General features: G+C 67.7%; 13 protein-coding genes. 12 read left to right on the forward strand and 1 reads right to left on the reverse strand.

Features of this window, described 5'->3' with window-relative positions; translation table 11 throughout:
- Positions 1-218: 218 nt before the first annotated feature.
- The 12 genes from ACFUTU_RS02780 (at position 219) to ACFUTU_RS02835 (ending at position 12,117) form a co-directional block, all read left to right on the forward strand.
- Entirely contained in the window at positions 219-1,085 is an 867-nt protein-coding gene (locus ACFUTU_RS02780; protein ID WP_377960391.1) for an IclR family transcriptional regulator, read from the forward strand.
- Between the two features lie 148 nt (positions 1,086-1,233).
- The gene (locus ACFUTU_RS02785) at positions 1,234-2,115 is read left to right on the forward strand and encodes a shikimate dehydrogenase (protein WP_377960393.1); all 882 of its coding nucleotides are present in this window, start codon (positions 1,234-1,236) and stop codon (positions 2,113-2,115) included.
- Positions 2,115-4,043, forward strand: a complete 1,929-nt coding sequence (locus ACFUTU_RS02790) for a TIM barrel protein (RefSeq protein ID WP_377960395.1) — start codon at positions 2,115-2,117, stop codon at positions 4,041-4,043. Before ACFUTU_RS02785 ends, ACFUTU_RS02790 begins: the two co-directional genes overlap by 1 nt.
- Positions 4,044-4,094: 51 nt before the next feature.
- On the forward strand, positions 4,095-5,009 hold the full coding sequence (gene pcaH, locus ACFUTU_RS02795) for a protocatechuate 3,4-dioxygenase subunit beta (protein WP_377960397.1): 915 nt from the start codon (positions 4,095-4,097) through the stop codon (positions 5,007-5,009).
- Positions 5,002-5,598 (forward strand): protocatechuate 3,4-dioxygenase subunit alpha, encoded by a 597-nt coding sequence (pcaG, locus tag ACFUTU_RS02800; protein WP_377960399.1) that lies wholly within the window; start codon positions 5,002-5,004, stop codon positions 5,596-5,598. The genes pcaH and pcaG overlap by 8 nt, the downstream gene beginning before the upstream one ends.
- Before the next feature lies 1 nt (position 5,599).
- Positions 5,600-7,120: a lyase family protein gene (locus ACFUTU_RS02805; RefSeq protein ID WP_377960401.1), complete on the forward strand. Its 1,521-nt coding sequence runs from the start codon at positions 5,600-5,602 to the stop codon at positions 7,118-7,120.
- Positions 7,113-7,931 carry an alpha/beta fold hydrolase gene (locus ACFUTU_RS02810; protein WP_377960403.1) on the forward strand — a complete coding sequence of 273 codons (819 nt, stop codon included), beginning with the start codon at positions 7,113-7,115 and terminating at the stop codon, positions 7,929-7,931. The genes ACFUTU_RS02805 and ACFUTU_RS02810 overlap by 8 nt, the downstream gene beginning before the upstream one ends.
- A 14-nt stretch (positions 7,932-7,945) precedes the next feature.
- Positions 7,946-8,449, forward strand: a complete 504-nt coding sequence (pcaC, locus tag ACFUTU_RS02815; protein ID WP_377960405.1) for a 4-carboxymuconolactone decarboxylase — start codon at positions 7,946-7,948, stop codon at positions 8,447-8,449.
- A 78-nt stretch (positions 8,450-8,527) separates the two neighbouring features.
- Positions 8,528-9,757: a thiolase family protein gene (locus ACFUTU_RS02820; RefSeq protein WP_377960407.1), complete on the forward strand. Its 1,230-nt coding sequence runs from the start codon at positions 8,528-8,530 to the stop codon at positions 9,755-9,757.
- A gap of 4 nt (positions 9,758-9,761) precedes the next feature.
- Complete coding sequence (locus ACFUTU_RS02825) at positions 9,762-10,463, forward strand: 3-oxoacid CoA-transferase subunit A (RefSeq protein WP_377960409.1); 702 nt, start codon at positions 9,762-9,764, stop codon at positions 10,461-10,463.
- 1 nt (position 10,464) lies between these two features.
- A complete protein-coding gene (locus tag ACFUTU_RS02830) occupies positions 10,465-11,148 on the forward strand; it encodes a 3-oxoacid CoA-transferase subunit B (protein WP_377960411.1) in 684 nt (227 codons plus the stop codon).
- Between the two features lie 129 nt (positions 11,149-11,277).
- Positions 11,278-12,117 carry an IclR family transcriptional regulator C-terminal domain-containing protein gene (locus ACFUTU_RS02835; protein WP_377960413.1) on the forward strand — a complete coding sequence of 280 codons (840 nt, stop codon included), beginning with the start codon at positions 11,278-11,280 and terminating at the stop codon, positions 12,115-12,117.
- 80 nt (positions 12,118-12,197) lie between these two features.
- Here ACFUTU_RS02835 and ACFUTU_RS02840 read toward each other — a convergent pair.
- Positions 12,198-12,887, reverse strand: a 690-nt coding sequence (locus tag ACFUTU_RS02840; RefSeq protein WP_377960415.1) for an HNH endonuclease signature motif containing protein, incomplete at its 5' end; no start/stop codon positions are given.

Raw genomic sequence — 12,887 nt, forward strand, 5'->3', positions numbered from 1 at the left:
CTTCGGGGGGACGACGTTGTCGCGGGACAGATCAGGGATCGCGGCCGCTCTCCTTGTTGGGAAGGGGCGGCGGGAGGTCCTCGGAAAGACCCGGACGCAGTAGCCACATGGTGGGAGCTACTTGTGCGATACAGAAACTATGGCTGTGAGGGCAGTCACCTGTCAAGAAAGTTATTCACTATCTAGAAATAGCTCTCACATTGTGGCAACATCGACCTATGAATGTGAAGGAAGCCACAGATCTCGCCGCCGCCAAAGAAGTCCTTGCAGCTAAAGAAGCCGGCGCGGCGGCAGGCGCCCCCGCGGATGAAGGAAAGCCCGCGAAGGCCGAAGGCCGCACCGACATGGTGGGCAAGGCGCTTGGCCTGCTGGTCCTGCTGGGCGACGAGCCGCGCGGGGCAAGCGCAGCGGAGATATCCCGCCGGGCGGACCTGCCATTCAGCACCACATACCGGCTCCTTGGCTCACTCACCCGCGACGGGTTCGTGGATTACGAGCCGGACGGCCGCCGCTACCACCTGGGGCTGCGCATCTTCCAGCTGGGCCAGGCGGTCTCCAACCACCACGGCTTCGCCGGAACGGCATTGCCCATCCTGCGCCGCGTCACCGAACAGACGGGCGAGGCCACCATCCTCTCCGTCCGGGACGGCATCCACCACCTCACCGTGAACAAGGTGGACGGTCCGCAGACGTTCCGGGTGACCAGCGATCCCGGCTTCCTCGGCGCGCTGCACACCACCTCCGTCGGCAAGGCCCTGGTTGCCTTCGCCGAGGACGAGGACCGCGAACGGCTGATCGAGGAACTCCCGCTGGAGCCGCTGACCAGCCTCTCCATTACGGACCGCGACGCCTTCCGCGCCGAAATCGAGAAGGTCCGGCGGCAGGGGTTTGCCGTCATGGACGAGGAGAACGAGCTCGGCATGCGCGCCGTGGCGGTACCCGTCTTCAACTCCCAGGGAACAGCCTTCGCCTCCCTGGCAACCGCAGTGCCCGTGTTCCGGCTCAGCATGGAGGCTCTCGTTGCGCTGGTTCCCCTGCTGCAGGCGGCCGCCGTCGAGCTCTCCGCCCGGCTGCCGCAGCGCTGAGGCGGACCCATGCGGGAACCATTCTGTTCGTATCTCGAACACTAGTGCAATATATGAACTTTTGCTGTACCGTTATTTCCATCACCCGGCCGGGACGCGTCTCAGGCGCCACCACCCGCCGAGTGCCGTTGTCGAAGGAGCCGCACGCATGAGCAATCGAACCGAGTCCTACCTCATAGGGCTTGTCGGTGATGGCGTGATGCCGTCCCTTTCCCCCTACATGCACGAGCGCGAAGGCGACGTCCAGGGCGTCCGTTACCTGTACCGCCCCATCGACCTGCACGAGCTGGATCTCCCGGCCGCCGCCGTCGGCGAGCTGCTGCAAGGCGCCCACCGTATGGGTTTCAACGGGCTGAACATCACCCACCCGTGCAAGCAGCTGGTCCTCGAGCACCTCGACGAGATCGCCCCGGACGCCGAGCGGCTGGGCGCCGTCAACACCGTGGTCATCCAGGACGGCCGCTTCATTGGCCACAACACGGACTTCTCCGGCTTTGCCGCCGCACTGGCCTCCGGACTTCCGGACGCCAGGCTGGACCGGGTGGTACAGCTGGGTGCTGGCGGCGCGGGATCCGCCGTCGCCTACGCCCTGCTCACCGGCGGCGTGCAGACGCTGGACCTGGTGGACATGGACCCGGCGCGCGGCATGGAACGCGCCGCCGAACTGGCCGCCTTCTTCCCGGACCGCACCATCACTGCACGTACGACGGCGGAGCTGCCGCAGCTAATGCCCGCCGCCGACGGTCTGGTGCACTGCACCCCCGTGGGCATGGCCGCCCACCCCGGCACGCCGCTGGACATGGCACTTGTCGAGCCCCGGCACTGGGTGGCGGACATCGTCTACCGCCCCATCGAAACCGAGCTGGTCCGTGAGTCGCGGGCCAAGGGCTGCCAGGTGCTCGACGGCGGACGGATGGCCGTGGGCCAGGCCGCCGACGCCTTCCGCATCTTCACCGGGCTCGAGCCCGACGCCGAACGGATGCGCGCCCACTTTTTGGAGCTCATCGCCGCCGAAGAGGTGGCCGTCTGATGCGCACCGGTATCGCCACCGTCTGCCTCTCCGGCACGCTGAAGGAAAAAATGCAGGCCTGCGCCATCGCGGGCTTCGACGGCATCGAAATCTTCGAGCAGGACCTCGTCACCTCGCCGCTGAGCCCCGAAGACGTCCGCAGGATGGCCGCGGACCTGGGCCTCACGCTGGACCTCTACCAGCCGTTCCGCGATTTCGACGGCGTCACCGAGGACCTGCTGGCGGCCAACCTCCGCCGCGCTGAAGCCAAGTTCCGGCTCATGTCCCGGCTGGGCATGGACACCATCCTGGTCTGCTCCAACGTTGCCACCGCGACGATCGACGACGACGACCTCCGCGCGTCGCAGCTCTCCGCCCTGGCAAAGCTCGCAGGCGAGCACGGCGTCAAGGTCGCCTATGAGGCCCTGGCTTGGGGCAAATATGTCAATGACTACGAGCACGCCCACCGCCTCGTGGAGATGGTGGACCACCCCAACCTCGGCACCTGCCTGGATTCCTTCCACATCCTGTCCCGGGACTGGGACACTGCGCCCATCGAGAACATCAACGCGGACAAGATCTTCTTCGTGCAGGTGGCCGACGCCCCCAAGCTCTCCATGGACGTGCTCTCCTGGAGCCGGCACTACCGCGTCTTCCCGGGCGAGGGCCAGTTCGAGCTCGCCAAGTTCATGGGGCACGTGGTCCGTGCGGGCTACACCGGTCCGGTGTCGCTGGAAGTCTTCAATGACGTCTTCCGGCAGTCCGACGTCGAACGCACCGCCGTCGACGCCATGCGGTCACTGATCTGGCTGGAGGAACAGAGCGCCAAGTGGCTGGACGCCAACTCCTCGGGCACCGCCGGTGCGCCAGGCACTCAAGCCCCCGCCCGCCGTCGCTATCCCATGGAACTGGCCACTCTTCCGCAGGTGGCAGAGCCTGCCGGCTTCAACTTCGCCGAGGTCAAGGCGGCGGACACCGGGGTGCTGGAAACCGTCCTCGGGCAGCTCGGCTTCGAGTTCAACGGCCGGCACCGCACCAAGAACGTCCAGCTCTGGACCATGGGCCACGCCCGCGTCATCATCAACGAACAGGCTCCCGAAGCTGCCGAACCGGCCATCGCCGCGCTGGGGTTCGACGTCGACTCCCCGGTGATCGCCTCCGCCCGCGCCCAGCAGCTCAAGGCTCCGGTGGTTCCGCGCAAGAGCCAGGCCAACGAGGAGGTGTTCCAGGGCTTCGCGGCCCCCGACTCCACCGAGATTTTCCTGTGCCAGGGCAACCCGGACGGCACCGCCGCCTGGACCGCTGAATTCGGCCAGCCGCGTGAACTCGGGGAGGGGCGGCAACTCGGCGAGGGGCCCGCGGGCCCCGCCGGCGCCCCGGCTGCCGTGATCGACCACGTGAACCTGGCCCAACCGTGGCAGCACTTCGACGAGGCCGTCCTCTTCTACACGAGTGCCCTGGCGCTGGAGCCGCTGCCGTATGCCGAGGTGGCCAGCCCCAGCGGGCTGGTCCGGTCGCAGGTCATGCAGACCGCTGACCGGCACGTCCGCCTGGTCCTGAACCTCGCCCCGCTGATCCAGCAGGAGGGAGCCAGGAAGAGCTACCAGGAGCACATCGCCTTCGCGGTGGATGACCTGGTGGCCACGGCCCGGGCCGCCCGTGACCGCGGACTGGCCTTCCTGCAAATTCCGGAGAACTACTACGAGGACCTGGCCGCCCGGTTCGATCTCGAGCCCGGTTTCCTGGCCACACTGCGGGAGCTCAACCTGCTGTACGACCGCGACGCCGACGGCGAGTTCCTGCACTTCTATACCGCCACGGTGGGCAGCGTCTTCTTCGAAATGGTGGAACGCCGCGGCAGCTACGACGGCTACGGGGCGCCCAACGCGCCGGTGCGGCACGCCGTCCAGTACGACCACCTGCACCAACTGACCCAAACCAACCGCTGATTGACCATCAACTCATTGAATTGCCCAACCACAGATTGAAAGGAGGCTGCTGTGCCTGAAGACGTGAATCTCGCAACGTACAACGCCGACGCGCTGACCGAGGACCTGTCGGACGCAGTACCCGCAACCCCGGCGGCCCCGCAGGCCGGCCCCACGGAACTCCCCGCTGCAGCGCAGCGCGTGGAAACCCAGCAGGATCTCAGCGCGGAGATCAAGGCCATCGGAGACGCCTACGCCCGGGCGCTGAAGGACGGCGCTGCGCCGGAAACCCAGCCGCGCCTGGATTTCCCGCCCTACCGCAGCAGCCTCCTGCGCCACCCCACCAAGAGCCTGCACCACGCGGACCCGGAAACCATCGAGCTGTACTCCCCGGCGTTCGGCCACCAGGACGTCCACGCCCTGGAGTCGGACCTGACCATCCAGCACAACGGGGAGCCGCAGGGTGAACGCATCATCGTCGCCGGCCGGGTGCTCGACGGTGACGGCCGCCCGGTTGCAGGCCAGCTCGTGGAGATCTGGCAGGCCAACGCCGCCGGACGCTACATCCACAAGCGCGACCAGCACCCCGCACCGCTGGACCCCAATTTCACCGGCGTGGGCCGCTGCATCACCGGCCCGGACGGCTCCTACCGCTTCACCACCATCAAGCCGGGAGCCTACCCGTGGAAGAACCACCTCAACGCCTGGCGGCCCGCCCACATCCACTTCTCGCTGTTCGGCCAGGAGTTCACCCAGCGCATCGTCACCCAGATGTACTTCCCGGGAGACCAGCTCTTCCCGCTGGACCCGATCTACCAGTCGATCGTGGACCAGGACGCCCGTGACCGCCTCGTGGCCACGTACGACCACGACCTGACGGAGCCGGAATGGGCGCTGGGCTACAACTGGGACATCATCCTGACCGGCTCCAAGCGGACCTGGACCGAGAACGAGGCGCTGGGCGCGGAAAGCGACGACCATGAGTAACTCCACCAAGCTCGTTCCCACCCCGGGCCAGACCGTGGGCCCCTTCTACGGCTACGCCCTGCCCTACAACAAGGACCGTGAGCTGCTGGCCCCCGGATCGCCGGGCTCCATCCGCCTGCAGGGCACCGTATACGACGGCGCGGGCCACCCCATTCCGGACGCCATCCTCGAGATCTGGCAGCCGGACTCCGAGGGCAACGTCGTGCACCGGACCGGCTCGCTGGTCCGCGACGGCTACACCTTCACCGGTTTCGGCCGCAGCGCCGTTGGCAACACGGGCGTCTACACCTTCACCACGGTGAACCCGGGTCCTACCGAACCCGGTGCAGCCGCCTTCATCTCCGTGGCGGTCTTTGCCCGCGGCCTGATGAACCGGCTCTTCACCCGCGTCTACCTGCCGGAGAACGCGGAAGCGCTGGCCAAGGACCCGCTGCTGTCCTCGCTGGACCCCGAGCGCCGCAAGACGCTGATTGCACGCCGCGACGCCGACGGCGGGCTCACCTGGGACATCCGGCTGCAGGGCGAGGGTGAAACCGTCTTCCTAGACTTCCAGGGAACTGAAACCGGAACCGAAGCCGGGGCGCCGTAAAGTGACCGGCTTCCAGGCAGCGGGTTCCGGCGACGCCGGGCTCCAGGGTGACGTGGGGCTGCTCAGCCCTGTGTCGGCGTCGCCCCTCGTGGCGGCGCTGACCGGCGACCGCGCCGTCCTCGCCGCGATCCTCGCCGTCGAGGCCGGCTGGGCCGCCGTGCTGGAGCAGCACGACCTCGCGCCGTCCGCTTCCGCTGCCGTGGTGGCCCATGCCGCCGATGCCTCCCGGTACGATCTTGCCGAGATCGCCCGCCGCTCCCAGGGCGGCGGGAACCCGGTGATCCCGCTGCTGGCCGACCTCAGGGCGCAGGTGAAGTCGCTGGACACTGCCGGCGTGGCGGGCGGTGCCAGCTCCGGGAAGGCCGTGCACACCTCGCTGACCAGCCAGGACGTGCTGGACACCGCCCTGATGCTGGTGGCCCGGAACACCGTTGAGGCGCTGCTCGCCGATGTAAGAAGCACGACGGCGGCGCTCGCCCGGCTGGCGGCACAGCATGCGGACACGCTGTGCGCCGGCAGGAGCCTGACCCAGCATTCCCTGCCGTTCACGTTCGGGCTTCGGGCCGCGCAGTGGTTCCACGGGCTGGCCGCCGCTGCGCGCCGGCTTGAGGCGCTGGAACTGCCGGTGCAGTTCGGCGGCGCGGCCGGAACGCTGGCTGCCGGGACGGTGCTCACTTCCGGTTCCACCACAGATCCCTTTAGACTCGCCGACGCGCTGGCCGGCCAGCTTGGTCTCGCCCCCGCGCCCGCGCCCTGGCACACCAACCGGTTGGCGGTGACGTCGCTCGGCGACGCGCTGGCCGCCGTCGTGGACGCCCTGGGCAAGATTGCCGCGGACGTCCTGTTCCTGAGCCGTCCCGAGGTGGCCGAAGTGGCCGAACCGCGGGCCCCCGGCCGCGGAGTTTCCTCGGCGATGCCGCAGAAGCAGAACCCCGTTCTGTCCGTGCTGGTCCGCAGCGCCGCACTGCAGGCTCCCGGCCTGGCTGCGCAGCTGCACCTTGCCGCTGCCACCTTCAACGACGAACGTCCGGACGGTGCGTGGCACACCGAGTGGCCGGCCCTGCGCCAGCTGCTCGCCCTGGCCCTCGGCGCCGCCGGCCACCTGCGGGAACTTGCCGAGGGGCTGCAGGTCTTCCCCGATGGCATGCGGCGGAACCTGGACCTGTCGGGGCCGCTGCTGCTCAGCGAAGGGGTGTCCGCTGCCGTGGCACCGCTTCTGAACGGTCCCGGTGCCGACGGCAAACAGCAGCTGCAGGCCGTCGTCGACAAGACGCTCCAGGTGCCCGCCGCCGAACAGGCTGCCACCTACCGGGCGCTGCTGCGCGAGGCCGTCCCCGCGGACAAGCTTTCCGACGAGCGTCTCAAGGAACTGCTGGACCCCGCCAGCTACCTCGGGAAGGCAGCGGAGATCGCACGGCGGATCCTTGCGGCCTTCCCGGAATTTGCGGGTGCTTCAATCCCAACACTTTCAACCTCTTCAGCTACAACCGAACCAAACGGAAACGGAGATTCCCGTGGCTAAACCAGCAGTGAAGGCTGTGCTGCTTTCGCCCCAGCGCGCATTGGGCGACAAACCGCTCCTGGTTGTAGGGCCGTCGCTCGGCACCTCCTCTGTGCTGTGGACCCAGGCAGGCTCGCTCCTGGGCAGCGACTTCGACGTCGTCGCCTGGGACCTGCCAGGCCACGGTGTCTCCCCGGCCGCCGCCGAAACCTTCAGCGTCGCCGATCTGGCGGACGCCGTCGTCGAGCTTGTCGACTCGATTGCTCCCGGCGAAAAATTCCACTACGCGGGCGTGTCCCTGGGCGGCGCCACCGGCCTGCAGCTGGGCATCAAGCATGGGGACCGGCTCAAGAGCCTCTCCGTCCAGTGCTCCGGCGCCAAGATCGGGACCCCCGAGGGATGGCTGGAACGGGCAGAGACCGTCCGTACGCAGGGCACTCCCGTGATGATCCAGGGCTCGGCCGAACGCTGGTTCGCGCCCGGATTCATGGACCGCGAACCCGAAGTCAGCAGCCGGCTCCTGCACTCCCTGCGCGACGCCGACCGCTTCAGCTACGCCTTCTGCTGCGAGGCCCTGGCCGGCTTCGACGTCCGCGACCAGCTGGGCAGCATCACCGTCCCGACGCAGGTGGTGGCCGGCGTGCTGGACGATGTGGCACCGCCGTCGATGGCGGAAGAAGTGGCGGCCGGTATCACTGCCGGCGGCGGCACCGCCTCCGCCGCAACCCTTGGGGGCGTGGCGCACCTGGCACCGGCCGAGGCGCCCGCCCACACGGCAGAGCTGATGCGCAGCCTCATCACCTGGGCCGAGACCCGGGGAGCAGCCAAGTGAGCTGGAGCAGCGAAATGAGCGGCACCGAAGCCAGCGGCACCCACGCAGCCGGTACTCCGGCAACCCGCACGGTGGCATCTGGAACTCAGCGCCACGGCGTGGTCCAGCCGGACGCCACCAGCCGGGAGATTTACGACGGCGGCATGGTGGTCCGGCGCGAAGTGCTCGGCGACGCGCACGTGGACCGTGCCAACGCCAACATGGACGCCTTCACCGAGGACTTCCAGGACATGATCACCCGCATCGCGTGGGGCGGCATCTGGACCCGTCCGGGCCTGCCGCGCCAGATGCGCTCCGCCGTCACCATCACCGCGATGGTGGCGCACGGGCACTGGGAAGAACTGGCCATGCATATCCGCGCGGCCATCCGCAACGGCCTGAGCAGGGACGAGATCAAGGAGATCCTGCTGCAGACCGCCATCTACTGCGGAGTCCCCTCCGCCAACACAGCCTTCAAGACAGCCCAGCAGGTGTTCCAGCAAATGGACGCCCCCGCAACTGACACCCCACCCAACTAACTCGCAGTAGTTGTCGTCTTGAGCCGTCAAAACGACATCAAGTGCCAGCCAGTTGGGCCCAGACAATTCGAGGAATTCATGAATCAGGCTTTTGTTTACGACGCCGTACGCACGCCGTTCGGGAAGTTCGGCTCCGGTCTTGCCGGGGTGCGGCCGGATGATCTTGCCGCGCACGTGATTAAGGAGTCCGTTCGCCGCGCGCCTTCGCTGGATGTTGAGCGGATCGACGAGGTGGTGTTCGGTAACGCGAACGGCGCGGGCGAGGAGAACCGGAACATCGCCCGGATGGGCACGCTGCTGGCCGGTTTGCCGGTCTCGATCCCGGGCACCACGGTGAACCGTTTGTGTGGGTCCTCCTTGGATGCGGCGATCATCGCGTCCCGGCAGATCAACGCCGGTGACGCGGATGTGGTTTTGGTGGGCGGTGCGGAGTCGATGTCGCGGGCGCCGTGGGTGCTGCCGAAGACGGAGAAGCCGTACCCGGCAGGGGACATGACGCTGGCCTCGACCACGCTGGGCTGGCGCCTGGTGAACAAGGCGATGCCGAAGGAGTGGACAATCTCCCTGGGCGAGGCGACCGAGCGGTTGCGGGAGAAGTACGGGGTGACCCGGGCGGCGCAGGACGAGTTCGCCGCTGCCTCGCACAACCTCTCCGCCGCGGCTTGGGACGAGGGGTTCTACGACAACCTCGTTGCTCCGGTCCCGGGTACCGACCTTGTCCGCGATGAGAGCATCCGCCCGGGTTCCTCGGCGGAGAAGCTGGCCGGGTTGAAGACCGTGTTCCGTGCCGAGGCCGACGACGCCGCGTCCGGTGCCACGAAGGGCGGCACGGTCACGGCCGGGAACGCCTCGCCGCTGTCTGATGGTGCGTCGGCGGCGTGGATCGGGTCCGAGAATGCTGCCTCGATCCTGGGCCTGGAGCCGCTGGCCCGGATCGCCGGCCGGGGCGCGCACGGCAATGACCCCCAGTTCTTTGGTTTCGCGCCGGTGGAGGCGGCGAACAAGGCCCTCGCGAAGGCGGGCATCGGCTGGGACCAGGTGGGCGCCGTCGAACTTAACGAAGCGTTCGCCGCGCAGTCCCTGGCGTGCATCAACGCCTGGGGCATCGACCCCTCCATCGTGAACCGGCACGGCGGCGCGATCGCGATGGGCCACCCCCTCGGCGCCTCCGGCACCCGCATCCTCGGCACCCTGGCCCGGTCCCTGCAGGCCTCCGGGCAGCGGTGGGGCGTCGCGGCGATCTGCATCGGCGTCGGCCAGGGCCTGGCCGTCGTCCTCGAAAACGTAACTCCCGGAGTGAAGGGTTAGTCCGATGCTGAATTTCATTGAAACGGTCGGGGAGGCCGTCGCGGCCGTCAAGAACGGCTCCACCGTGATGATCGGCGGGTTCGGCAACGCCGGGCAGCCGTTCGAACTGATCGACGCGCTGCTTGAGTCCGGTGCAACGGACCTGACCGTGGTGAACAACAACGCCGGCCAGGGCGACCAGGGCCTGGCTTTGCTGATCAAGGAAGGCCGGGTGCGGAAGATGATCTGTTCCTTCCCGCGGCAGTCCGATTCCTGGCACTTCGACGCCAAGTACAAGGCCGGGCAGATCGAACTCGAACTCGTCCCGCAGGGCAACCTGGCCGAACGGATCCGCGCCGCCGGGGCCGGGATCGGCGGGTTCTTTACCCCCACCGGGTACGGCACCATGCTCGCCGAGGGCAAGGAAACCCGCATCATCGACGGCCGCGGCCAGGTCTTCGAAACCCCGATCCACGCCGACGTCGCGCTGATCAAGGCGCTGAAGGCCGACCGCGTCGGGAACCTGGTCTACCGCAAGACCGCCCGGAACTTCGGCCCGATCATGGCCGCCGCCGCGAAACACACCATCGTGCAGGTATCCGAGATCGTGCCAACCGGTTCCCTGGACCCGGAAAACATCGTGACCCCCGGCATTTACGTCAACAGCATCGTCCGTATTGATTCCAGCGGCGCTGCCGCCGCCGGCACCGCAGAACAGGTGGCCTGAGATGAGCCTTGTGGAAACGTCCATCCAGACGTCCGAAACCCCGCTGGGCCGTGACGACCTCGCCCGGCTCGTGGCCCGCGACATCGCACCGGGTTCGTTCGTGAACCTCGGCATCGGCCAGCCCACCCTGGTCTCGAACTACCTCCAGCCCGAGCAGAACATCACCCTGCACACCGAGAACGGCATGCTCGGCATGGGCCCGGTAGCCACCGGCGACCAGATCGATGAGGACCTCATCAACGCCGGCAAGATCCCCGTCACCGAACTCCCCGGCGCCTCGTACTTCCACCACGCCGACTCGTTCGCGATCATGCGCGGCGGACACCTGGACATCTGCGTCCTCGGCGCGTTCCAGGTCTCCGCCACCGGTGACCTCGCCAACTGGCACACCGGCGCACCCGACGCGATCCCGGCCGTCGGCGGTGCCATGGACCTGGCCACCGGTGCCAAGGACGTGTTCGTCATGATGACCCTCCTCACCCGCGAAGGCGCGTCCAAGATCGTGGAGGCTTGCACCTACCCCCTCACCGGCGTCGGCTGCGTGACCCGTGTCTACACCGACAAAGCCGTCTTCCTCACCGGCCCCGAAGGCGTCCGCGTCCGCGAAACCTTCGGCTGCACCCTCGAAGAACTCCAGGCCCTGGTGCCCGTCCCGCTCACCGCAGCACGCGCCGTCGGGCCGTAACGCGTTCCCACATCCCGGCTCGAACTGGCAGCAAATGACCGCAAACTCCGGTTTTGAGGGCATTAGCTGCCAGTTCGCGCCTGCGGCGGGGCCTGAAGTGTCCGTTCGCGCCGATTAGGATTGGTAACCATGACCGACGCACCAGCAGGGACCCCGCCGCGGGCAGGCCGTCAGCCCAAGGACGGGGCGGCGCCGACGGCGAGCGACCAATATGTGCAGTCGCTGGCGCGGGGCCTCGCAGTGATTCGAGCGTTCGACACAGAGCATGCCGACATGACACTCACCGAAGTGGCGGCCCGCACCAATCTCACCCGCGCCACGGCCCGGCGTTTCCTGCACACCCTAGTGGAGCTTGGCTACGTCCGCACCGACGGCAAGACCTTCGCCCTCACAGCCCAGGTGCTGCAGCTGGGCTACGCCTATCTTTCCGGCCTGTCCCTCCCGCAGCTGGCCCAGCCGCACCTGGAGGAGCTGTCCCTGAAGCTGGGGGAGTCGACGTCGGCTGCCGTGCTGGACGGAACCGACATCGCCTACATCGCGAGGGTCACCACCCGCCGCATCATGACGATTGGCATCACCGTGGGCACAAGGTTCCCGGCCTACGCGACGTCGATGGGCAGGGTGCTGCTGGCGGGACTTCCGCCTGAGCAGCTGAAGGAATACCTGGCCGCCGCGGAGATTAAGCCGCTCACCCCGCGCGCGATCGGCACAGTGAAGGACCTCCTGGCCGTCCTCGACAAAGTCCGTGCCCAGGGCTGGTGCCTGTTGGACCAGGAACTCGAACTTGGGCTGATGTCTGTGGCCGCGCCCGTGTATCACGGCCCGAAGGTCGTGGCGGCCGTCAACGTTTCGCTGCAGGCCCAGTCGGTGGCAGCAAAGCCTGATCCCGAGGCGTACCTCGAGTCCGTGACCAAGGAAATTGTGGCCACGGCAGAGCGGATTTCATCGGATTTCTCCAGCGGCAGATAGCCGCAATTGGCCCGACGGCGGGTGCCGCGGGGAGAGTCTGAGCCTCTCCCCGCTGAAACGTACGGAAACCAGCAGTGAACTTATTCGCGCCGGGGGCGTGATGTGAAGTATTGGTTGCGGCGTGGTTTTCGTTGGGGGTCGAGTTCTGGTGGGGGTTTGAACCAGGGCACTTCGTTGGTGACTTCGATGGTCCAGCGTTCTTTGTGGATGAGGTGGTGGTGGTAGTTGCAGAGCAGGACGCCGTTGGCGGTGCTGGTGGGTCCGCCGCGTGACCAGTAGGTGATGTGGTGGGCTTCGCACCAGGGTGCGGGCATGGTGCATTGGGGGAATGCGCAGCCTTGGTCGCGGGCGGTGATGGCTTTGCGGATGTGGGGCGGGAAGACCCGTGAGGAGCGGCCGACGTCGAGGATGCGGCCTTGGCTGCCGAGGACGACGGGGGTGATGTCGGCGTCGCAGGCGATTTTGCGGATGGTGGCGGGGTTCACCGGACCGCTGAACGCGAACAGTGCCGTCCCGGCGCCGGCGCTGCCGGTGCTGCTCGTGGAGCCGGTGCTGCCGGTGGTGGCGGGTGGTTGCCCTCCTGGTGCGTCGGGGGTGTCGAGGAGGTTGTGGTTGTGCCATTGTTCGACTTGGGCGTAGAGGTCGCGGTAGTCGATGGTGGCCAGGATTTGGGGTCGGTGTCCGCCGTTGGCGGGCAGGGCGTCGGTGGTGAGGGCGGTCTGGCAGGCGCCGACGAGCCCGTCGAGGCGTTTCTGTCCCTGGGAGCGCTG

Source organism: Arthrobacter sp. NPDC057388 (assembly GCF_042668165.1).
Taxonomy (GTDB): Bacteria; Actinomycetota; Actinomycetes; order Actinomycetales; family Micrococcaceae; genus Arthrobacter.